We start from the raw sequence: 21,107 nt of genomic DNA, 5'->3' as shown, positions 1-21,107 counted from the left end.
AACCCAGCGACGCTCACGCGGGACGCTAAAAGGAGTAACGCGTTCCGGCGTCTGCAGCGTCAACGCCGCTCGAAACCCGATTCACCCGGAACGCGATGCCGGGCGCCGGTCGCTCACTGCGCCGGCGTCTTGGCCTTCTCGTCCAGCGAGAAACAGGCGTCCGGGCGCACTTGCGGGGCGGGGAAGTTCACCGGCACGTTGAGGGTCTGCGCCACCGGCTGGCCGCCGCGCGTGGCCGGCTTGAAGGTCCATTGCTTGACCGCGGCCACCGCCGCATCGTCCAGCGCCGCGTTGCCGCTGCCCTTGGCCACCACCACCTCGGTCGGCGTGCCGGCGGTGCCGACGGTGACCTTGAGCGTGGAGACGCCGCCGTGGCCGCTGCACGCGGCTTCCAGCGGGTACTGCGGCGGCGGGGTCTGCAGCGCGGTCAGCTCGGTGGCGGCCGGCGCGGCGGCCTCGGGCGCGGCCTGCCCGCCGCAGGCGGCGGCCAGCACGGCGAAACACGACAGCGCCAGCAGGCGCAACGGACGGGAAACGGTGTGGGTGTTCATGCGTCGGGTTCCAGTGCCTGCGCCTTGGCGGCGCAGATGAAGTCGTTCTCGCTCAGGCCGCCCACGTCGTGGGTGGAGAAACGCACCACCACCCGGTCGTAGTGCACGCCCAGGTCCGGATGATGGTCCTCGGCGTGGGCGATGTAGGCCAGCGCGTTGACGAAGGCCAGCGTGCGGTAATAGTCGGGAAAGCGGAAGGTGCGCACCAGCGCCTTGTCCTGTTCGGCCAGCTCCCAGCCGGGCAGCTGCGGCAGCAGCTCGGCGATGCGCGCCTGGCTGAGGCGGTGCTCGCTGCCGCTGCGCGGCAGGCAGTGCGCGGCGGCCAGGGGGACGAGGTCGGACATCGGGGGCTCCTGCAGGTGGCGCGGGGAACGTAGCATTCCCGCGCGTGACCATTCCGTTCTGACCGGTGCGCGGGCAGACCGCTAGAATACGCCGCATGATCCAGATCTCCGAGACCGCCCAGCACCATTTCCGCAAGCTGATCGAGCGCGAGGCCTCGCCCGGCCTGGGCGTGCGGCTCAGTGCGGTCGATCCGGGCACCCCGCGCGCCGACGCACGGCTGGAGTTCGCCGAACCGCGCGAACTGGCCGGCGACGAGTGGGCCGTGGACTGCGAAGGCTTCACCCTGTACGTGGACGCGGCCAGCGTGCCGTGGCTGGACGATGCCGAGATCGACTTCGTCACCCAGGGCGCCGGCAGCCAGCTGACGATCAAGGCGCCGCACATCAAGGGCAAGGCGCCGGCCGAGGGCGCCTCGCTGGTCGAGCGCGTGCGCTGGGTGGTGGAGCACGAGGTCAACCCGCAGCTGGCCTCGCACGGCGGCCGCGTGGCGGTGGAGGAAGTGACGGGCGAGGGCGTGGTGTTCCTGCGCTTCGGCGGCGGCTGCCACGGCTGCGGCATGGCCGATGTCACCCTGAAGCAGGGCATCGAGAAGACCCTGCTGACGCGCGTGCCGGGCGTGACCGCGGTGCGTGACGCCACCGACCACGACAGCGGCCAGGCGCCGTACATGCCGCGCGACGCGGCCTGATCCGTCCGCATCCGGTGACGACTGCCACCGAGATCATCGCCGCCCTCCTGCAGCGCAGGCCGGCGCCCATTCTGGAAAAACGCACCGGCCTGCCGCACGGCTGGGGCATCTGGCTGCGCAACCGGCCGGCGCAGGCCGGCCAGCTGAGCCGGGCCCCGGTCGAGGCGCTGGTGGCCGCCGCGGCCGCGCGCCCGCGCGTGGCGCCAATGGCGCGGCCGATGAACCGCTGGCAGGCCGCGTGGTCGCTGCACTGGCAGCACGGCGAGGCGCCGCCGCGCGAGGAGCGCTGGATCCGCTGGGTCGGGCGGCTGGGGAGCCTGCTGCTGCACCTGGCGTTCCTGGCGCTGCTGATCTTCGTCAGCCTGATGGCGCTGCCGCCCACGCCGACCGAGGAAGACGGCAGCCGCGTGCAGCTGACCTTCATCGGGCGCGGCACGCCGGGCGAGGGCGGTGGCTCGGGGCCGCAGCTGCCCACGCCTGGCGCGCAGCAGGCCGCCCCCGCCGCGCCGCGTGGCGCGAGCCGGCCCGCGCCTGCGGCGGCGACGCCCGAGGCCGCCGCGCCAGCCCCGGCGCAGCCCGCGCCGGCGCAGGCGGCCCCGTCTCCGCCCACGCCCACGCCGCCGCAGGTGGCCGAGCAGCCGGCCACCTCGCCGCAGCCCGAAACCCCAGCGCCGCCGACGCCGCCGGTCGAACAGCCGCTGCAGGTGACCGAGACCGCGCAGCCGACCCAGCGCTTCGTCCTGCCGCCGACCACGCCGCCGCAGGTGCAGTTGCCCGCGCCCCAGGTGCAGTGGCAGCCGCCGGCCGCGCGCGTGCGCCAGGTGGAGACCGTGCAGACCCAGCAGCCAGTTGCCGTGCAACAGATCGCCCCGCGCGCGGTCGACCTGCCGGCGCCGGCCGCGCCGCCCACGCAGGTGCGCCAGCGCGAGATCCCCAATCCCGAGCCGGTGCCCCAGGTGCAGGCGCCGGCGCTGCAGGCCCTGCGCAGCCCCGAGCCGGCGCCGGTGCAGCTGTCGGCCTCGACTCCGGCCCAGGCCCGCGTGCGCGAAATCCCGATGCCGGCGGCCCCCGCACCGGCCGCGCCGGCCCAGTCCGTCGCGGAGACCGCATCCAGCGCGGCCAACGCCGGCAGCCCGCAGGCCCAGCAGGGCCAGGCCGAGCGCGCCAGCCAGGCGGCGGCCGAGACCGGCCAGCAAGCCTCCAACACGGCCACCAACAGCGGCGCGCCGCCGTCGCCGGTGCAGGGCGGCCAGACCGCCGGCAGTCAGGCCAGCAGCCCAGGCGCCGGCGCACGTGCCGCGGACGAGTGGGGCACGCCGGGCCAGAAGCGCGCCGACGACTGGGGCGCCTCGCGCAACGCGCAGGCCGATAATCAGGGCAGCGCGGGGCAGGGCCTGCAGGGGCTGTTCAACGCAGACGGCAGCGTCAAGGTGCCGGATGCTTCGGGCAGCGGGCGCTCGGACCGCCCCGGCGCGCCGGGCTCGCGCCAGCAGGCCAAGATCGATGCGAACAACGCCGGCACCTGGCTGGACCGTCCGGCGTTCGGCTACGAGCCGACGATGTTCGACAAGTACTGGATGCCCGGCGGCACCCTGCTGCAGGACTGGGTCCGCGCCGGCATCCAGGACCTGGAGATCCCGATTCCCGGCACGTCCAAGCGCATCAAGTGCGTGGTGTCGATCCTACAGGCCGGCGGCGCCTGCGGCGTCTACGACCCCAACCTCAACGATCACCCCGCCACGGCGCGGCCGCCGCCGGACATCCCGGTCAAGCGCAATCCGATTCCGGTGGGGAGTTGAGGGGCGGGAAGCCTAAAGGCGGTCGCTCTCGCGGAAGATCTCGTCGCTCGAAGGTGTGCTGGTTCCCTCGTTCTAGGAGAACGACGATGGCGCCTTGCGTCTGGGTTGATCGGGAACGCCTCGACCCCTCCCCCTCAATCGCTAGCCGCGATTTCGAGCTCCCCTGCGCTTCGCGCAAGGGAGGGGGCACCAGGTCGCGAGCTGTCGCACCGTTTGTCACGGAGCGGAGTTCCTTAATCAAGCGCGCTTCGCGCGTGGAACCACAGCGCCAAGCGCTTCTGCCCCTCCCTTTCGCCGAAGGCGAAGGGGAGGGCTGGGGAGGGGTGCTGTTGCTTTTCGCTTTTCGCTCCCGACAAAGCGGACCGGCGCAAAGCCTTTATCCCGCGAGGCGAGCCATAGGTGGTTGGCGCTTTGGCGCGAAAGCCACTGGGTTCCCGCCTTCGCGGGAACGACGGTAGAAAGTTGGTCGGCTGCGTTTAGGCCAGAGGCCAGGCGATTTGAAAGCGGCTTGCGCCCGGCGTGACGCGGGCTGACGGCAATCGTTCGGTAAGAAGCGGCTTAACCGGCTCGGCCGCCGAGCCCTCAATCCAACCCGTGCAAGTCCCGCAGCTCACCCTTGCGCGAGGAGAAGTAGGCGGCCAGGTTGGCGATGTCCTGATCGCTCAGGTCCTTGGCCTGCGGCGTCATCAGCGCGTGCTGGCGATCGCCGGCGCGATAGGCCTGCAGGGCGTGGGCCAGGTAGTCGGCGTACTGGCCGGCCAGATGCGGGTAGGTGGCCGCGATCGGCTTGTCGCCTTCCGCGCCATGGCAGTCGATGCAGCTCTGGCCGGTGGCCTTGCCCTTTTCCTTCGACTTCTTCTCGCCGGCGGCGATGTTGCCCGGCGGCAGGCCGGCCGAGGAGGCGCTGCCGTGCTCGCCGCTGGCATGGCCAGGATCGGCCGCGGCGGTGTCGGTGGACTCGAGCTTGGTGCAGGCGCCCAGCGCCAGGGCGGCGGCCAGGGCGAAGGTCAGACGCGAAGCGAAGGCGGTGCGCATGGTCGGCTTACTTCAGGCTAGACAGGTAGGCGGCCAGGTCTGCGATGTCCTGGTCGGAGAAGCTCTGGGCCTGGGCCTGCATCGTCGGATGCTTGCGCTTGCCCGCCTTGTACTCGGTCAGGGCCTGGGCCAGGTACTCGGCCGACTGCCCGCCGATGCGCGGCACGTGGTAGTTGGGGTAGGCGTTCTTGTAGCCGATGACGCCGTGGCAGCCCTGGCAGGTATAGGACAGCTGCTTGCCGGCGGCGGCGTTGCCGCGCGGGGCGGCGACGGCGGCGGGTGCGGGAGTCGGGGCAGCGGCCGGGGCCGGGGCGTCCTGGCGGGCCTGGCCCGTGCCGGACACGCCGGCGTACAGCAGGGCAAAACAGGCGGCGAGCAACAACGATCGCGTCATGTCGTGTTCCGGGATTCGCGCGCGCCCCGTCCCATCCGCGGCGCTTGGCTTGCGGCGAGTATAGCCTGCCGTTCAGCGTCTCCGGCAAGCGCGCGACAGCGGAAAAAATGCCGCAGCGCAACAACTTACGCACGATTCGCGCAGTCCCGTGCTGTCGGCGCGCGTGCGGTGGGATGGGCGATCAAGGACACAGGTCACCATGACCTTCGGCGCATGGCGAGTTGTTGTTTTGGTGGTGTAGTTGCCTACAACACCAACAGCGACGCATCGCCATGTCCAAGTCCGCCCATCCCCGTCCCGCCACCGTCCTGGGGGCCGCCGCCCTCGCGCTGGCGCTGATCACCGCCTTGCCCGGCTGCGGCAGCGCGCAGGGCGCCGACCCCAAGGCCGACGACGCCAAGGCCGACAAGAGCAAGGACAAGGACAAGGAAAAAGCGGCCGACGCGGTGCCGGTGGAAGCGGTCAAGGCCACCCATCGCGCCGTGGCCGCCAGCTACGCCGGCACCACCACGCTGGAGCCGCGCGCCGAGTCGCAGGTCATCGCCAAGACCTCCGGCGTGGCCCTGGCGGTGCTGGTGGAGGAGGGTCAGGAGGTCCGGGCGGGCCAGCCGCTGGTGCGTCTGGACGCCGACCGCGCGCGGCTGTCGGTGGCGCAGACCGAGGCGCAGATGCGCAAGCTGGAGAACAACTACCAGCGCGCCCTGAAGCTGGTCGACCAGCAGATGATCAGCGCCAACGACGTCGACCAGCTGCGCTACGACCTGGAGAACATGCGCGCGCAGAACCGCCTGGCGCGGCTGGAGCTGTCCTACACCACGGTGGTGGCGCCGATCTCCGGCGTGGTCGCCTCGCGCTCGATCAAGCCGGGCAACTTCGTGCAGATCAACACGCCGATCATCCGCCTGGTGGATCGCTCGCGGCTGGAGGCCACGCTCAACGTGCCCGAGCGCGAACTGGCCACACTGCGCGCCGGCCAGCCGGTGACCCTGCAGGCCGATGCGCTGCCGGGCAAGGCCTTCACCGGCAAGGTCGATCGCGTCGCGCCGGTGGTGGACGCCGGCAGCGGCACCTTCCGCGTGGTGTGCGCGTTCGAGGGTGGCACCCAGCTGCAGGCCGGCATGTTCGGCCGGCTGCGGATCGAATACGACCACCGTGCCGACGCGCTGGTGATCCCGCGCGCGGCGCTGCTGGACGATGGCGATCCGGCGGTCTACCTGGTGCGCGCCGGCAAGGCGGTGCGCACCGCGGTCGAGCCGGGCTATGTCGATGGCGCCTGGGTCGAGATCCGCAAGGGGCTCAAGGTGGGCGATGCGGTGGTGACCGCCGGCAAGGTCGCCCTGCGCGACGGCAGCGCGGTGACGGTGATCGAGGCGCCGCCGGCGCCGGCGACGCAGGTCGCGCTGGCCGGCAAGCGCTGAGGGCGTCGCGATGCACACGGGGAATGGGGAGCACGCGCACGACGAGACCGGCGCCGGCGGCGGCCTGGTCGCCCTGGCGGTGCGGCGCCGGGTGACGGTGGCGATGGTGACGGTGACGCTGCTGCTGTTCGGCTTCATCGCGCTGCGGAGTCTCAAGGTCAACCTGCTGCCGGACCTGAGCTATCCGACGCTGACGGTACGCACCGAGTACACCGGCGCGGCGCCGGCCGAGATCGAGACGCTGCTGTCCGAGCCGGTCGAGGAATCGGTGGGCGTGGTCAAGAACCTGCGCCGGCTGACCTCGGTCTCGCGCACCGGGCAGAGCGATGTGGTGCTGCAGTTCGCCTGGGGCACCAACATGGACCAGGCCGGGCTGGAGGTGCGCGACAAGCTGGAGGCGCTGCAGCTGCCGCTGGAGGCCAGCGCGCCGGTGCTGCTGCGTTTCGATCCGTCCACCGAGCCGATCATGCGCCTGGCGCTGTCGGCCAAAGTGCCGGCCGATGACGCGCTGGCCGCGCAGCGGCAGCTGGTGGCGCTGCGTCGCTTCGCCGACGAGGACCTGAAGAAGAAGCTGGAGCCGGTCAGCGGCGTGGCCGCGGTCAAGGTCGGCGGCGGCCTGGAGGACGAGGTGCAGGTCGACATCGACCAGCAGAAGCTCGCCCAGCTGCACATGCCGCTGTCCACCGTGATCGAGCGGCTCAAGGCCGAGAACGTCAACCTGTCCGGCGGTCGCCTGGAGCAGGGCACGCAGCGCTATCTGGTGCGCACGGTCAACCAGTTCGGCAACGTGGAGGAGATCGGCGACCTGCTGCTGACCACGCGCAGCGGCGGTGACAACGCCGCGGCCAACGCGGCCGCGCAGATGGCCGCCATCGCCGCCTCCAGCGGCTCGGCCGAAGTGCTCGCCGCCGCTGCCTCGGTGCAGAGCGCTTCCTCTTCCAGCAGCACCGCCGTCGCCGCCGGCATGCCGGTGCGGCTGCGCGATGTGGCGACCGTGCGCCAGGGCTACAAGGAACGCGAGGCGGTGATCCGCCTGGCCGGGCGCGAGGCGGTGGAGTTGGCCATCTACAAGGAGGGCGACGCCAACACCGTGGCCACCGCCAAGGCGCTGTCGCAGCGGCTGGAGCGCCTGCGTGCGCAGCTGCCGGCCGACGTCTCGCTGGACACGCTGGACGACCAGTCGCGCTTCATCGAACACGCCATCGGCGAGGTCAAGCGCGACGCGGTGATCGGCGGCCTGCTGGCGATCCTGGTGATCTTCCTGTTCCTGCGCGATGGCTGGAGCACCTTCGTGATCGGCCTGTCGCTGCCGGTGTCGATCGTGGCCACGTTCTTCTTCATGGACCGGCTGGGGCTGAGCCTCAACGTGATGTCGCTGGGCGGCCTGGCGCTGGCCACCGGCCTGGTGGTGGACGACTCGATCGTGGTGCTGGAGAGCATCGCCAAGGCGCGCGAGCGGGGCTTGGGGATCGTGCAGGCGGCGATCGCCGGCACGCGCGAGGTGAGCATGGCGGTGGTCGCCTCGACCCTGACCACGATCGCGGTGTTCCTGCCGCTGGTGTTCGTCGACGGCATCGCCGGCCAGCTGTTCCGCGACCAGGCGTTGACCGTGGCGATCGCGATCGCGATCTCGCTGGTGGTGGCGATGACGCTGATCCCGATGCTGAGCTCGCTGCGCGGGCGCGCGCCGCTGGGTTTCGCCACCGAGGCGCCGCATCCGCGCTGGCAGCCCGATGCGCGCTGGCAGAAGCCGTTCGCGCTGGGCGGGCGCGGCGTCGGCGCGGCGGTGCGCGGTGCGGTGTTCGGGCTGGGCTGGCTGCTGGTCAGGCTGTGGCGGGGCGCGGTGTTCCTGATCGCGCCGCTGATGCGCCGGCTCAGCACGGTGGCGATGAAGCCCTACGGCTGGCTGGAGCGCGGCTACCTGCGCCTGCTGCCGGCCGCGCTGGCCTGCCCGTGGCGCGTGCTGGGCCTGGCCACGCTGGCGCTGGCCGGCACCGCGGCGCTGGTGCCGACCCTGGGCACCGACCTGATCCCGCAGCTGGCGCAGGACCGCTTCGAGATGACGGTCAAGCTGCCGCCGGGCACGCCGCTGCGCGACACCGATGCGGTGCTGCGCACGCTGCAGGAAGAGCACGTCAAGGACGCCGGCGTGGCGGCCATCTTCGGCGTCAGCGGCAGCGGCACGCGGCTGGATGCCAACCCGACCGAGAGCGGTGAGAACATCGGCAAGCTGACCGTGGTCATGGCCGGTGGCGGCACTCCGCAGATCGAGGCGCGCGAGACCGAGGCGCTGCGCGCCTCGATGCAGGCCTGGCCGGGCGCGCAGGTCGACTTCGCGCGGCCGGCGCTGTTCAGCCTGTCCACGCCGCTGGAAGTGGAGCTGCGCGGCCAGGACCTGGCCACGCTGGAGGTCGCCGGCCAGCGCCTGGCCCAGCTGCTGCGCGGCAATGCGCACTACACCGATGTGCGCTCGACGGTGGAGCAGGGCTTCCCCGAGATCCAGATCCGCTTCGACCAGGAGCGCGCCGGCGCGCTGGGCCTGACCACGCGCCAGGTCGCCGATGCGGTGGTGCAGAAGGTGCGCGGCGAGGTGGCCACGCGCTACAGCTTCCGCGATCGCAAGATCGACGTGCTGGTACGCGCCCAGGCGTCGGACCGCGCCTCGGTCGAGGACGTGCGCCGGCTGATCGTCAATCCCTCGAGCAGCCGGCCGGTCACCCTGGACGCGGTGGCCGACGTCATCGCCACCACCGGCCCCAGCGAGATCCATCGCGCCGACCAGGGCCGCGTGGCGATCGTCTCGGCCGGTTTGAAGGACATCGACCTGGGCGGTGCGGTGCGCGAGGTGCAGGCGCTGGCCGCCGCGCATCCGCTGGGCGCCGGCGTGTCGATGCATATCGGCGGGCAGGGCGAGGAGCTGGGCGATTCGGTGCGCTCGCTGCTGTTCGCCTTCGGGCTGGCGGTGTTCCTGGTGTATCTGGTGATGGCCTCGCAGTTCGAGTCGCTGCTGCATCCCTTCGTCATCCTGTTCACCATCCCGCTGGCGCTGGTGGGCGCGGTGCTGGCGCTGAAGCTGAGCGGCTCGCCGGTGTCGGTGGTGGTGTTCATCGGCCTGATCCTGCTGGTCGGCCTGGTGACCAAGAACGCCATCATCCTGATCGATTCGGTCAACCAGCTGCGCGCGGCCGGCCTGGCCAAGCGGCGGGCGTTGGTGGAAGGCGCGCGCTCGCGCCTGCGGCCGATCGTGATGACCACCCTGTGCACGCTGCTGGGCTTCCTGCCGCTGGCGCTGGCCTCCGGCGAAGGCGCCGAGGTGCGCGCGCCGATGGCCATCACCGTGATCGGCGGCCTGCTGGTGTCCACGCTGCTGACCCTGCTGGTGATCCCGGTGGTCTACGACCTGCTGGACCGGCGCGGCGCGGTGCGCACGGCGGACGAGCCGGGCGCGGAAGCGGCTGTCGTGGCGTCCTGAGCTCGCCTCGCTATCGCCGATCCCTGCCGCGCCCGATCCCCATCTTCATCATTGGAGTCACAGCATGTTCAAAGCCTCACGAACGCCGCGCCACTGGCCCGGTCTCAGCACGCTTCCGCTGTTGGCCGGGCTGATGATGCTCAGCGGCGCGGGGTGGGCACAGCTGCCTGCGGGCGAGGGCGATCCCTGTCCTTCGCTGGCCTCTGCCGCCCGCGATCAGCTGCTGGTCCATGTGCCCTTCGAAACGGTGGACGGGCGCATCTATGTCCGCGCCAAGGTCAACGGCCGCTCAGGCTATCGCTTCGCCGTCGACACCGGCGCCAGCGGCCTGGCGCGCGCCGATGCGCGCCTGACGGAAAGCCTGCATCTGCCCGCCGCGGGTCAGTCCGGGAATTCGGACGGCGTGCAGACCGCGGTGGCGCAGACGGTTCGTATCGACACGCTCGAGCTGGACGGTCTGCGACGCGCAGGCATCGAGGCGATCACGCGCGACTATCGCGCCAAACTGAAGGACGAAGCCGCCTTCGACGGCATCCTCGCGCGCGAGTTCTTCGCCGATGGCCTGCTGATCGTCGACTACCCGGCGCGGATGCTGTCCTTCAGCCGCACCTTGTCGCTGCCCGGCGACCGGGCGGACATGCTGCCCTACACCCGGCCCTTCCGCGTCCCCGTGCGGATCGGCGAGCGCCAGCTGGAGGGCAATCTGGATACCGGCGCCAACGTGGCGCTGGTGCTGCCCAAGGCGCTCTACGATCAGATCGAGGCCGGTCCCCTGGCCGAGGCCGGTTCGGGCCAGCTGAGCCACACCGCGATCGAACTCGGCAAGGCGACCGTGCACGGGCCGGTCCAGGTCGGTGGACTGGTCCTGCGCGATCTCGACGCCCGGGTGTCCGATCGCTATCCGGAGCTGCTGGTCGGCGCACTGGCCCTGAAGGGCAGCGTGCTGATGATCGACCAGCGCGCGATGCGCGTGGCGGTGTGCACGCCATGATGTCGCGCGCTCGCCTGTCTCCAGTCCTGCCTGGACGCCCCGGTCCCGCGCGGGGACCCCACGCCTGTGCCCGAGGTGAAGGATCAGCATCGCTGCGCTGAGCATCCGCCGGCCGGTGACCACGGTGATGTGCTTCGTCTCGCTGCTGGTGATCGGCGCGATCGCGGCGGTGCGGCTGCCGCTGGAGGCCTTCCCGGACATCTCCGCGCCGTTCCTGTTCGTGCAGCTGCCGTATCCGGGTTCCACGCCGGAGGAGGTTGAACGCAACATCCTGCGCCCGGCCGAGGAGGCGCTGGCGATCATGCCGGGCATCAAGCGCCTGCGCGGCACCGCCACCGCCGATGCGGCCAGCCTCTTCATCGAGTTCAGCGACTGGGACCGCGACATCGCCATCGCCGCCTCCGACGCGCGCGTGCGCCTGGACGCGATCCGCGGCGACCTGCCGGACGATCTGAAGCGCTACTCGGTGTTCAAGTGGTCCAGCAGCGACCAGCCGATCCTGCGCGTGCGCCTGGCCGGCGATCGCGACATGACAGCCTCGTACGACATGATCGAGCGCGAGTTCAAGCGCCGCCTGGAGCGCATCCCCGGCGTGGCGCGCGTGGAGATCTCCGGCGCGGCGCCCAACGAGGTGGAGGTGGCGATCGCGCCGGACCGCCTGAGCGCGCACGGCCTCAACCTCAACGACCTGACCACGCGCCTGCAGGCGGCCAACTTCTCGATCTCCGCCGGCCAGATCGACGACCACGGCCAGCGCCTGCGCGTGCAGCCGATGGGCGAGGTCGCCGACCTGCAGCAGCTGCGCGAGTTGGTGATCGCCGACAGCGGCCTGCGCCTGGGCGACATCGCCAGCGTGCAGCTCAAGCCCTCGCGCATGGACTACGGCCGCCGCCTGGACGGCAAGCCGGCCGTGGGCATGGACATCTACAAGGAGCGCAGCGCCAACCTGGTGCAGGTCTCGCGCGACGCGCTGGCCGAGGTGGAGGCGATCCGCGCCCAGCCCGAGCTGTCCGACGTGCAGATCAAGGTGATGGAGAACCAGGGCGAGAACGTCACCTCCTCGCTGCTGGAACTGGCCGAGGCGGGCGCGATCGGCCTGCTGCTGTCCATCGCCGTGCTGTTCTTCTTCCTGCGCCACTGGCCGTCCACGCTGATGGTGACCCTGGCCATCCCGATCTGCTTCGTGATGACCCTGGGCTTCATGTACTTCGCCGGGGTCACGCTCAACATCCTGACGATGATGGGCCTGCTGCTGGCGGTCGGCATGCTGGTCGACAACGCCGTGGTGGTGGTGGAGAGCATCTTCCAGGAGCGCGAGAAGATGCCGGGCGAACCGGTCAAGGCCGCCTTGCTCGGGACCAGGCATGTGGCCATCGCGCTGTCGGCCGGCACGCTGTGCCACTGCATCGTGTTCGTGCCCAACCTGTTTGGTGAGACCAACCAGATCAGCATCTTCATGGCGCAGATCGCGGTGACCATCTCGGTCTCGCTGCTGGCCTCCTGGCTGGTGGCGATCAGCCTGATCCCGATGCTGTCGGCACGCATGAAGACCCCGCCGCTGCTGCGCTCCGAGCGCGGCCTGATCCCGTGGCTGCAGCGCCGCTATGCGCGCCTGCTGCGCTGGACGCTGGAGCACCGCGGCTGGAGCGTGCTGGGCATCGTGCTGATCGTGGCCGCCAGCCTGGTGCCGATGAAGCTGACCGAGATGGACATGTTCGGCGGCGGGCAGGCCGGCGAGACCTCGGTGCTGTACCAGTTCCGCGGCTCCTACACGCGCGACCAGATGTCGGCCGAAGTGGCGCGCGCCGAGCAGTACCTGGAAAGCCAGCGCAAGGCCTTGGGCATCACCCAGATCTATTCGTGGTTCAGTGAGAGCGAAGGCGCCTCCAGTTCGGTCAAGTTCGACACCACCGATCCAGACGAGACCAAGCGCCGCGTCGAGCTGCTGCGCAAGGGCATGCCCAAGTCGGCGCGCGCCGAGATCGTGATGGGCAGCGGCAACGGCAACGGCGGCGGCAACAAGAACGGCGTGCAGGTGCAGCTGACCGGCGATTCGACCGCCGTGCTGCAGGAGATCGCCCGTGACGTGCTGCCGGCGCTGGCCAGCCGCCCCGAGCTGCGCGATGTGCGCATCGACGCGGGCGACCAGAGCAGCGAGCTGAAGGTGCACGTGGATCGCGAACGCGCCGCCGCGTTCGGCTTCTCGGCCCAGGACGTGGCGAGCTTCGTCAACATCGCCCTGCGCGGCGGCAAGCTGCGCGAGCTGCGCCGCGGCGACACCGAGGTGCCGGTCACCCTGCGCTTCGCCGGCGCCGAGCAGTCGACCATCGCCGACCTCGAAGGCTTCATGGTGCGCGCCAAGGACGGGCGCAGCGTGCCGCTGATGTCGATGGTCAGCATCGACATGGCGCCGTCGGCCTCGCAGATCTCGCGCAGCAACCGCCAGACCACGCTGGCCATCACCGCCAATCTGGCCGAGCAGGTCACCGCGCCCAAGGGCCGCGAGGCGATGGAGGCGGTGCTCAAGTCGATGTCCTTCCCGGCCGGCTACCACTACACCTTCGACGGCGGCGATTACCAGGACGACGGCGAGGCCATGCAGCAGATGCTGTTCAACATGGTCATCGCCCTGCTGATGATCTACCTGGTGATGGCGGCGGTGTTCGAGTCGCTGCTGTTCCCGGCGGCGATCATGTCCGGCGTGGTGTTCTCGATCTTCGGCGTGTTCTGGCTGTTCTGGCTCACCGGCACCGCCTTCGGCGTGATGTCCTTCATCGGCATCCTGGTGCTGATGGGCGTGGTGGTGAACAACGGCATCGTGATGATCGAGCACATCAACACGCTGCGCCGCGGCGGCCTGAGCCGCACCGATGCGCTGGTGGAGGGCAGCCGCGAGCGCCTGCGCCCGATCATGATGACCATGGGCACGGCGATCCTGGCGATGGTGCCCATCGCCATGGGCGGCACGCAGATGGGCGGCGACGGACCGCCGTATTTCCCGATGGCCCGCGCCATCGCCGGCGGCCTGGCGTTCTCGACCGTGGTCAGCCTGCTGTTCCTGCCCACGATCTACGCGATCCTGGACGACCTGCGCGCCGGCATGGGCCGGCTGGTGCGCCGCGCCCGCGGCGTGCCGCAGGCGGCGGCGGTCGGCACGGCCTGAGCGCCGTGCCGGTCGGCGTCCGTCGCCGGGCCGCGCCTCAGCCCAGCAGCTTGCGCGCCACCAGCACGCCGGTGATCCAGAAGCCGGCCATGCTGCCCAGGTTGGTCAGCATGAAGGTCAGCACCACGCGGCAGACGCGGTTGCGGTACCAGCCCTTGAGCGTCTGCGCATCGTCGCGCAGCGCCAGGAAGTCGCCGTAGGCAGGCTTGCGCAGGTGCACCTCGACCAGTGCGCTGAAGGCGCCGGCCGGCAGGCCCGGGCGGAACGGCTTGAGCGGCGCGGCGACGATCGCCGCCAGGATGCTCAGCGGATGGCCGGCCGCGGCCAGGCAGCCCAGCCCGGCCAGGCCGCCGGTCAGCAGCAGCCACTGCACCAGCAGCGTGCTGCCGACCTTCAGCCCGCCGCTGTAGAAGCCCCAGACGATGCCGCCCAGCACCAGCACGCTCAGCAGCATCATGATCCAGGGCAGCTTGCGCTTGGGCTGGACGAATTCCAGTTCGCTGCGCACCACGACCGGGTCGGCCTGGTCCTCGGCCAGATGCCTGGCCAGGCCCTGCAGATGGCCGGCGCCGACCACGGCCAGCACTTCGCGCGCGCCGCCGGCCTGTCCGCGCAGGCTGGCGGCCATGTAGCGGTCGCGCTCGGCGATCACCGCCTCGTACAGGGCCGGACTCTCCTTGGCGAACTCGCCGAAGCTGGCCTCGAGCATGTCGCCCTGCTTGAGCTGTTCGATCTCCGCTTCGCCCACCTCGTCGGAGGCGAACAGGCCGCCGAGCAGGCCGGCGCCCAGCTTGAGCTTGCCGAACAGGCCCAGCTTGGCCGAGGCGCGCTTGAAGGTCAGGCCGACCTCGCGATCGATCAGATGCACGGCCAGCCCGCGCGCGCGGGCCACGTCCACCGCGCGCTTGAGCTCGGCGCCGGGCTCGATGCCCAGCTGCTCGGCCAGGCGCCGCTGATAGGCGGCCAGCGCCAGGTTGGCGGCGAACAGCGCCACGCGGCCCTTGCGGATCACCTGCACCAGGTCCAGCTTGGCCAGCGCGTCCGGATCGCTCAAGGCCTGCAGGCGCTGGGCGTCCAGTTCGACCGCCACCGCGTCGTAGGCGCCGCTGTCGATGGCCTGCTGCACGGCCTCCACGCTGGCCTTGGACACGTGCGCGGTGCCCAGCAGCGTGTAGCGCACGCCATCGCGTTGCACCACGCGCTGCGGCTGTTCGGCCGTCTCCTCGTGCGCGGGCGTGGCGGGCAGGGCGGTGGAATCGGAATCGGTCATGGATTACTCGTCGAAAGGAGCGCCAGCAGCGCCTTCACCCAGCGCGCGCTGCATCTGAAGCAGGTCGAGCCAGCGGCCGTGCTTGCGGCCGATGCCCTGGAAGACGCCCACGGTGCGGAAGCCGGCGCGCTCGTGCAAGCGCACCGAGGCGGCGTTGGCCGAGTCGCCGATCACCGCGATCATCTGGCGGAAGCCGCGCGCGGTGCAGTCCTCGATCAGCGCCTGCAGCAACGCGCTGCCGATGCGCCGGCCGTGCAAGGCCGCATCCACGTAGACCGTGTTCTCCACGGTGAAGCGGTAGGCACTGCGGGCGCGGTAGCTGCCGGCGTAGGCGTAGCCGGCGACGCGACCGTCGCACTCGGCCACCAGATACGGATAGCCCTGATCCAGCAGCGCCTGCATGCGGCGCCGCATCTCGTCGACGTCCGGCGGGTCGTATTCGTAGGTGGCCACGCCGCCGTCGACCTGCGCGGCGTAGATCGCCGTGATCGCCGGCATGTCCTCGACGCGCACGGGTCGGATGCGCGGCAGCGCGGCGTTCATGCGGACGGCGCGCGCTGGGCCATCAATCGATGTAACGGCGGGTTAGATCGCCGTAGGCGTCGATGCGGCGATCGCGCAGGAACGGCCAGATGCGGCGCACGTGCTCGCTGCGCTGCAGGTCGACCTCGACGCTGAGGATCTCCGCCTCGCCGCCGGCTTCGGCCAGGAACTCGCCCTGCGGCCCCAGCACATGGCTGTTGCCCCAGAAGTCGATCCCCGAGGCGCCCAGCGGCGAGGCCTCGTGGCCGACGCGGTTGCAGCTGAGCACCGGCAGGCCGTTGGCCACGGCGTGGCCGCGGTGGCTCAGCACCCAGGCATCGCGCTGGCGGGTCTTCTCGTCCTGCGCATCGTCCGGATCCCAGCCGATGGCGGTGGGGTAGAGCAGCAGGTCGGCGCCGGCCAGCGCCATCAGCCGCGCGCCTTCCGGATACCACTGGTCCCAGCACACCAGCACGCCGAGGCGGCCGACCGAGGTGTCGATCGGCTTGAAACCCAGATCGCCCGGGGTGAAGTAGAACTTTTCGTAGAAGCCCGGGTCGTCCGGGATATGCATCTTGCGGTACTTGCCCGCCGTGCTGCCGTCGGCGTCGAACACCACCGCGGTGTTGTGGTACAGCCCGGCGGCGCGCCGTTCGAACAGCGAGCTCACCAGCACCACCTTGTGCTGTTTGGCCAGCTCGGCCAAGCGCGCGGTGCTCGGGCCCGGGATCGGCTCGGCCAGGTCGAACTCGTGCACCGACTCGTGCTGGCAGAAATAGGCGCCGTTATGCAGCTCCTGCAGCAGCACCAGTTTGGCGCCGCGCTTGGCGGCCTCGGCCACGCGCTGCTCGATCACCGTCAGATTGGCATCGGCGTCGCCGTGGTTCTTTTCCTGGATCAGGGCAACGGGCAGGGTGCGACGGGTCATGGCAGCAGTGCGACAGCAGGGGAGAAGGAATGGTAACGCGGATGTGTGGGACGCCCTGCGTCCGCGCAAGGCCGCTCACGCTGCCGGGCGCGATGCCGCACGGCGCAGATTCACGCGGCCAGCAGGCCTTCGGGCAGCTGCATGGTCACGCAGTGCAGGCTGCCGTTCTGCCAGATCAGCGGACGGCAGGGGATCTGCACGATCTCCCGGCCGGGATAGGCCTTGGCCAGCACCTCGGCGGCCGGGCCATCGGCCGGATCGCCGTAGGCAGGCATCAGCACCGCGCCGTTGAGGATCAGGTAATTGGCGTAGCTGGCGGCCAGGCGACGGCCGTCGTCCAGGATCGGCTGCGCCCACGGCAGCGGATACAGCGTGTAGGGCGCGCCATCGGGCGTGCGCAGCGCGGCCAGCTCATCGCCCATCGCGCTCAACTCGGCGTGGTGCGCGTCGCCGGCGTCGTCGCAGGCTTGGTAGACGATGGCATCGCCCGGTGCGAAGCGGGCCAGGGTATCGATGTGGGCATCGGTGTCGTCGCCTTCCAGATAGCCATGGTCCAGCCACAGCACGCGCTCTTGCTGCAGCGAGGTCTTCAGCGTGTCGGTGATCTGCCCGCGCGTGGCATCGGGATGGCGCTCGTGCAGGCAGCGCCAGGTGGTCAGCAGGGTGCCGGCGCCATCGGTCTCGATGCCGCCGCCCTCCAGCGCGAAGTCCACGCGCTGCACGTAGGCATCGCGGAACACGCCGGCCCCGGCCAGCGTGCCGACCAGCAGGTCGTCCAGCGAGGCCTCGTACTTGCCGCCCCAGCCGGTGAAGCGGAAGTCCATCAGCTTGAAGCCCTCGCTGCTGCGCAGGCTGATCGGGCCGGAATCCCGCAGCCAGGTGTCGTCGTATGGCGCCTCGACGAAGCGCACGCGGTCCATGTCCACACGCGCCGAGCGCAGGCGCGCCTCGGCGTAGACCTGCAGGTCCGCGTCGGCCACGCAGATCACCACCGGCTCGAAGCGGGTGATGCCCGCCACCAGGGCGATATAGGTCTCCTCGACCGATTCCAGGCGCGCGGCCCAGTCGGTGCCGGCATGCGGCCACGCGATGAGGATCGCGGATTGGGGTTCCCACTCCGCGGGGAAACGGACATTGGTCATCGGGTTTTCCATCAGCTGCGCCGGGATCGCACACCGGCAGGTCTTGCTTGATTATGCGGTGCTCGCGTCGGTGCGATGACCGCGAGCCGGCCTGCGCATCGCAGGCCGCGCGTGAACCGGCTTCAGCGGATCGGCGGCTTGGGGCCGATCTCGCTGGGGCTGGCCTTGTTGGTCACCACGTCGATCACCTTGTTCTTCTCGAAGTACACGGTGAAGTTGGGGTAGACCCAGCGGTTGATCGTCGGCCACTGGCGCTTCTGCCCGCCGCGCGGGTCCAGGCGCTGCTGCGGCGCGCCGAACCTGGCTTCCACCTGGCTGGTGGTGAGCCCGCGCACGGGCAGGTTGGAGGCCGGATCGCGCGCCCGGTCGACCAGCAGGGTCTCCGCGCCGGACGGGCCGGCCAGCGCAGCCAGGGCAATCAGGGACAGCAGGCGCATGCGAGGCTTCATCACGAGGTTCCCCCAGGTAAGGTCGTCTTTATAGCAGAGCGACCGCAACAAAAAACCGCCCGGCGAAGGGCGGTTTCCGGTGGACCGTACAGCGCTGGAACTCAGCGCTGGCGGGCCTTGAAGCGCGGGTTGGACTTGCAGATCACGAAGACCTTGCCACGACGGCGGACCACCTTGCAGTCGCGGTGACGGGCCTTCGCCGACTTCAGGGAGGACAGGACCTTCATGACGTAAAACCTCGGCGTGGAATGGGATGGAACCTACTAAGCCCGCCATTCTAGCCTGGCTTTCCGAGTCGATTCAAGCAGTTGGCCGGAAATTTCTTCGCATCCGGTCCGGAGGGTGCCGGCGAGGGCGCGCGCGTCGGCGATAATGCGGCGTTTCCCCTGCCGAGCCGCCCCATGATGACAGCCTCCGTTCCCGTTCTCACCATCGATGGTCCGTCCGGGGCGGGCAAGGGCACCGTCAGCCGCCTGGCCGCGACCCGGCTGGGCTGGCACTACCTGGATTCGGGCGCGCTGTACCGGGCGGTCGGCGTGGCGGCCAGCTGGGCCGACCTGGACCTGTCCGACGCCGCCGCGCTGGTGCGCTGCACCTTCGACACTCACGTCAGCTTCCGCGACCAGGACGGCGCAGAGATGCGGGTGCTGGTCAACGGCGTGGACGCCACCGACGAGCTGCGCCTGGAGACCACCGGCACGGTGGCCTCGGCGATCGCCGCGATCCCCGAGGTGCGCTCGGCGCTGAAGGAGCGCCAGCGGGCGTTCCGCACCGCGCCCGGCCTGGTCGCCGACGGCCGCGACATGGGCACGGTCATCTTCCCGGACGCCCCCTACAAGGTGTTCCTGACCGCCAGCGCCGAGGAGCGGGCCGAGCGTCGCTATAAGCAGTTGAAAGACAAGGGGGTTTCAGTCACAATCGACGGTCTGCTGCGCGAGATCCTCGCGCGCGACGCCCGCGATGCCCAGCGCACGGTGGCGCCGCTGCGGCCGGCGCAAGACGCCGTCCTCATCGACACCACCGGCCTGGACATCGAGACCGTCGTGACGCGGGTGCTGGCCCTGTTGCCATCGCCCGCCGCCTGAGTCGATCGCGGCAGACATCAACCCCACCTCGTCCATGTCGGCCGGGGTGGTCATCCAACCAACCAACACACGGCAGCCGACCTTGGTGCCGCAACGGGTGGACAGGGGCGAGGCCGCGCAGGCGGTGAGCACCTGTCCGTGTGTCCAACTGAGTAATCAACAATGACCGAATCATTTGCAGAACTGTTCGAGCAGAGCCAGACCCATCTGGCCAAGCTGAAGCCGGGCGCCATCGTCGTCGGCACCGTGGTCGAGGTGCGCAACGACGTGGTGGTGATCAACGCCGGCCTGAAGTCCGAAGGCATCGTGCCGATCGAACAGTTCCGTAACGACGCCGGCGAGATCGACGTGGGTGTGGGCGACCAGGTGAAGGTCGCGCTCGACTCGCTCGAGAACGGCTTTGGCGAAACCGTCCTGTCGCGCGAGAAGGCCAAGCGCGCCATGGTGTGGGACGAGCTGGAAGAAGCCCTGGAGAAGAACGAGACCATCACCGGCCGCATCAGCGGCAAGGTCAAGGGCGGCTTCACCGTCGACATCAAGGACGTGCGCGCGTTCCTGCCCGGTTCGCTGGTCGATGTGCGCCCCGTGCGCGATCCCGGCTACCTGGAAGGCAAGGAGCTGGAGTTCAAGCTCATCAAGCTGGACCGCAAGCGCAATAACGTGGTCGTTTCCCGCCGCGCCGTCGTCGAGTCCGAGCACTCCGAGGAGCGCGAGGCCCTGATGGACAAGCTGCAGGAAGGCGTGGTGCTGAAGGGTGTGGTCAAGAACCTCACCGACTACGGCGCGTTCGTCGACCTGGGCGGCATCGATGGCCTGCTGCACATCACCGACATGGCCTGGAAGCGCGTGCGCCATCCGTCCGAGGTGGTGGAAGTCGGCCAGGAGCTGGAAGTGCGCGTGCTCAAGTACGACCGCGAGCGCAACCGCGTCAGCCTGGGCCTGAAGCAGCTGGGCGAGGATCCGTGGGACAACATCGCCCGCCGCTATCCGTCCAACAGCCGCGTGTTCGGCAAGGTCTCCAACGTCACCGATTACGGCGCGTTCGTCGAGATCGAGCCGGGCGTGGAAGGCCTGGTGCACGTGTCCGAGATGGACTGGACCAACAAGAACGTCAACCCGTCCAAGGTCGTGCAGGTCGGTGACGAGGTGGAAGTCATGGTCCTGGACGTGGACGAGGAGCGCCGCCGCATCTCGCTGGGCATGAAGCAGGTCGCCGCCAATCCGTGGGAGACCTTCGCGGCCATCCACAAGAAGGGCGACAAGGTGTCCGGTCAGATCAAGTCGATCACCGACTTTGGCATCTTCATCGGCCTGGACGGCGGCATCGACGGCCTGATCCACCTGTCGGACATCAGCTGGAACTCGACCGGCGAGGACATCGCCCGCAACTTCAAGAAGGGCGACACGCTGGACGCCGTGGTGCTGGCCGTCGATCCGGAGCGCGAGCGCATCAGCCTGGGCGTCAAGCAGCTGGAGCAGGATCCGTTTGGTCAGTACATGGCCTCGCATCCGAAGGGCTCCAAGGTCGAAGGCACCGTCAAGGAAGTCGATTCCAAGGGCGCCACGATCGAGCTGGCCGACGGGATCGAGGGCTATGTCTCGGCCCGCGACATCAGCTACGAGCGCGTGGACGATGCCAGCCAGCACCTGAAGGTCGGCGACAAGGTCGAGGCCAAGTTCATCGGTATGGACCGCAAGGGCCGCACGATGCAGCTGTCGATCAAGGCCAAGGACGAGGCGGAAACCGCCGAGGCGCTGGCCGAGTACAACAAGACCGCCGCCGAGGCCGCCACCGGTACCACCAGCCTGGGTGCGCTGCTGCGCGCGCAGCTGGACGGCGGCAAGTCCGAGTAAT

At 70.1% G+C, this 21,107-nt stretch carries 17 protein-coding genes and 1 pseudogene; 8 read left to right on the top strand and 10 right to left on the bottom strand.

All coding sequences use genetic code 11. The annotated features are described in order from the left end of the window. Positions 1-113: 113 nt before the first annotated feature. Positions 114-551: an energy transducer TonB gene (locus ACFJIT_RS07705; RefSeq protein WP_379655486.1), complete on the bottom strand. Its 438-nt coding sequence runs from the start codon at positions 549-551 to the stop codon at positions 114-116. Further along, positions 548-895 (bottom strand): 4a-hydroxytetrahydrobiopterin dehydratase, encoded by a 348-nt coding sequence (locus ACFJIT_RS07700; protein WP_130518700.1) that lies wholly within the window; start codon positions 893-895, stop codon positions 548-550. The genes ACFJIT_RS07705 and ACFJIT_RS07700 overlap by 4 nt, the downstream gene beginning before the upstream one ends. Before the next feature lie 95 nt (positions 896-990). On the opposite strand from ACFJIT_RS07700, the gene ACFJIT_RS07695 reads away from it, so the two are divergent. Next, positions 991-1,584: an NfuA family Fe-S biogenesis protein gene (locus ACFJIT_RS07695; protein WP_130518698.1), complete on the top strand. Its 594-nt coding sequence runs from the start codon at positions 991-993 to the stop codon at positions 1,582-1,584. A gap of 14 nt (positions 1,585-1,598) precedes the next feature. Then, positions 1,599-3,383 (top strand): transmembrane repetitive protein, encoded by a 1,785-nt coding sequence (locus ACFJIT_RS07690; protein WP_379655485.1) that lies wholly within the window; start codon positions 1,599-1,601, stop codon positions 3,381-3,383. A 582-nt stretch (positions 3,384-3,965) separates the two neighbouring features. Here the strand turns inward: ACFJIT_RS07690 and ACFJIT_RS07685 are convergent. Then, positions 3,966-4,418 (bottom strand): c-type cytochrome, encoded by a 453-nt coding sequence (locus ACFJIT_RS07685; RefSeq protein WP_379655484.1) that lies wholly within the window; start codon positions 4,416-4,418, stop codon positions 3,966-3,968. Positions 4,419-4,425: 7 nt separating this feature from the next. Next, positions 4,426-4,812 carry a cytochrome c gene (locus ACFJIT_RS07680; RefSeq protein WP_130531287.1) on the bottom strand — a complete coding sequence of 129 codons (387 nt, stop codon included), beginning with the start codon at positions 4,810-4,812 and terminating at the stop codon, positions 4,426-4,428. Between the two features lie 272 nt (positions 4,813-5,084). Here ACFJIT_RS07680 and ACFJIT_RS07675 point away from each other — a divergent pair, with 272 nt between their 5' ends. The 4 genes and pseudogenes from ACFJIT_RS07675 to ACFJIT_RS07660 all read left to right on the top strand — a co-directional run bounded on the left by ACFJIT_RS07675 (position 5,085) and on the right by ACFJIT_RS07660 (position 13,856). Continuing rightward, positions 5,085-6,230 (top strand): efflux RND transporter periplasmic adaptor subunit, encoded by a 1,146-nt coding sequence (locus ACFJIT_RS07675; RefSeq protein ID WP_379655483.1) that lies wholly within the window; start codon positions 5,085-5,087, stop codon positions 6,228-6,230. 10 nt (positions 6,231-6,240) lie between these two features. Further along, positions 6,241-9,645 (top strand): annotated as a pseudogene (locus ACFJIT_RS07670) (efflux RND transporter permease subunit); the annotation flags it as partial. 121 nt (positions 9,646-9,766) lie between these two features. Further along, a complete protein-coding gene (locus ACFJIT_RS07665) occupies positions 9,767-10,693 on the top strand; it encodes an aspartyl protease family protein (protein WP_379655482.1) in 927 nt (308 codons plus the stop codon). Positions 10,694-10,775: 82 nt separating this feature from the next. Continuing rightward, entirely contained in the window at positions 10,776-13,856 is a 3,081-nt protein-coding gene (locus ACFJIT_RS07660) for an efflux RND transporter permease subunit (protein WP_379655739.1), read from the top strand. Positions 13,857-13,893: 37 nt separating this feature from the next. Here ACFJIT_RS07660 and ACFJIT_RS07655 read toward each other — a convergent pair whose 3' ends face one another. The 6 genes from ACFJIT_RS07655 to ykgO all read right to left on the bottom strand — a co-directional run bounded on the left by ACFJIT_RS07655 (position 13,894) and on the right by ykgO (position 18,394). Further along, positions 13,894-15,126, bottom strand: coding sequence for a TraB/GumN family protein (locus ACFJIT_RS07655; RefSeq protein WP_379655481.1), 1,233 nt, complete (start codon positions 15,124-15,126; stop codon positions 13,894-13,896). Positions 15,127-15,129: 3 nt separating this feature from the next. Continuing rightward, positions 15,130-15,669 (bottom strand): N-acetyltransferase family protein, encoded by a 540-nt coding sequence (locus ACFJIT_RS07650; protein ID WP_337052387.1) that lies wholly within the window; start codon positions 15,667-15,669, stop codon positions 15,130-15,132. A gap of 22 nt (positions 15,670-15,691) precedes the next feature. After that, positions 15,692-16,576, bottom strand: coding sequence for a carbon-nitrogen hydrolase (locus tag ACFJIT_RS07645; protein ID WP_130531300.1), 885 nt, complete (start codon positions 16,574-16,576; stop codon positions 15,692-15,694). A gap of 110 nt (positions 16,577-16,686) precedes the next feature. Next, on the bottom strand, positions 16,687-17,718 hold the full coding sequence (locus tag ACFJIT_RS07640; RefSeq protein ID WP_379655480.1) for an agmatine/peptidylarginine deiminase: 1,032 nt from the start codon (positions 17,716-17,718) through the stop codon (positions 16,687-16,689). Positions 17,719-17,840: 122 nt separating this feature from the next. Then, the gene (locus ACFJIT_RS07635; protein ID WP_130522449.1) at positions 17,841-18,167 is read right to left on the bottom strand and encodes a hypothetical protein; all 327 of its coding nucleotides are present in this window, start codon (positions 18,165-18,167) and stop codon (positions 17,841-17,843) included. 101 nt (positions 18,168-18,268) lie between these two features. After that, complete coding sequence (gene ykgO / locus ACFJIT_RS07630) at positions 18,269-18,394, bottom strand: type B 50S ribosomal protein L36 (protein WP_010342887.1); 126 nt, start codon at positions 18,392-18,394, stop codon at positions 18,269-18,271. Between the two features lie 177 nt (positions 18,395-18,571). Here ykgO and cmk point away from each other — a divergent pair, with 177 nt between their 5' ends. After that, positions 18,572-19,252: a (d)CMP kinase gene (cmk, locus tag ACFJIT_RS07625; RefSeq protein WP_337052742.1), complete on the top strand. Its 681-nt coding sequence runs from the start codon at positions 18,572-18,574 to the stop codon at positions 19,250-19,252. Between the two features lie 162 nt (positions 19,253-19,414). Beyond that, positions 19,415-21,106: a 30S ribosomal protein S1 gene (rpsA, locus tag ACFJIT_RS07620; RefSeq protein ID WP_131659981.1), complete on the top strand. Its 1,692-nt coding sequence runs from the start codon at positions 19,415-19,417 to the stop codon at positions 21,104-21,106. The last annotated feature ends 1 nt before the right edge of the window (position 21,107 follow it).

The sequence above is a fragment of the Pseudoxanthomonas sp. UC19_8 genome (assembly GCF_042700505.1).
GTDB lineage: Bacteria > Pseudomonadota > Gammaproteobacteria > Xanthomonadales > Xanthomonadaceae > Pseudoxanthomonas_A > Pseudoxanthomonas_A winnipegensis.
The sequence above is the reverse complement of the archived record's forward strand: the minus strand, read 5'-3'. Positions and strand labels throughout refer to the sequence as shown.

Coding starts and splice junctions, on each gene's coding strand:
- ACFJIT_RS07700 (WP_130518700.1), bottom strand. CDS start 895: ATGTCCGACCTCGTCCCCCTGGCCGCCGCGCACTGCCTGCCGCGCAGC.
- ACFJIT_RS07680 (WP_130531287.1), bottom strand. CDS start 4,812: ATGACGCGATCGTTGTTGCTCGCCGCCTGTTTTGCCCTGCTGTACGCC.
- ACFJIT_RS07665 (WP_379655482.1), top strand. CDS start 9,767: ATGTTCAAAGCCTCACGAACGCCGCGCCACTGGCCCGGTCTCAGCACG.
- ACFJIT_RS07695 (WP_130518698.1), top strand. CDS start 991: ATGATCCAGATCTCCGAGACCGCCCAGCACCATTTCCGCAAGCTGATC.
- rpsA (WP_131659981.1), top strand. CDS start 19,415: ATGACCGAATCATTTGCAGAACTGTTCGAGCAGAGCCAGACCCATCTG.
- ACFJIT_RS07655 (WP_379655481.1), bottom strand. CDS start 15,126: ATGACCGATTCCGATTCCACCGCCCTGCCCGCCACGCCCGCGCACGAG.
- ACFJIT_RS07675 (WP_379655483.1), top strand. CDS start 5,085: ATGTCCAAGTCCGCCCATCCCCGTCCCGCCACCGTCCTGGGGGCCGCC.
- ykgO (WP_010342887.1), bottom strand. CDS start 18,394: ATGAAGGTCCTGTCCTCCCTGAAGTCGGCGAAGGCCCGTCACCGCGAC.
- ACFJIT_RS07705 (WP_379655486.1), bottom strand. CDS start 551: ATGAACACCCACACCGTTTCCCGTCCGTTGCGCCTGCTGGCGCTGTCG.
- cmk (WP_337052742.1), top strand. CDS start 18,572: ATGACAGCCTCCGTTCCCGTTCTCACCATCGATGGTCCGTCCGGGGCG.
- ACFJIT_RS07685 (WP_379655484.1), bottom strand. CDS start 4,418: ATGCGCACCGCCTTCGCTTCGCGTCTGACCTTCGCCCTGGCCGCCGCC.
- ACFJIT_RS07645 (WP_130531300.1), bottom strand. CDS start 16,576: ATGACCCGTCGCACCCTGCCCGTTGCCCTGATCCAGGAAAAGAACCAC.
- ACFJIT_RS07650 (WP_337052387.1), bottom strand. CDS start 15,669: ATGAACGCCGCGCTGCCGCGCATCCGACCCGTGCGCGTCGAGGACATG.
- ACFJIT_RS07640 (WP_379655480.1), bottom strand. CDS start 17,718: ATGACCAATGTCCGTTTCCCCGCGGAGTGGGAACCCCAATCCGCGATC.
- ACFJIT_RS07635 (WP_130522449.1), bottom strand. CDS start 18,167: ATGAAGCCTCGCATGCGCCTGCTGTCCCTGATTGCCCTGGCTGCGCTG.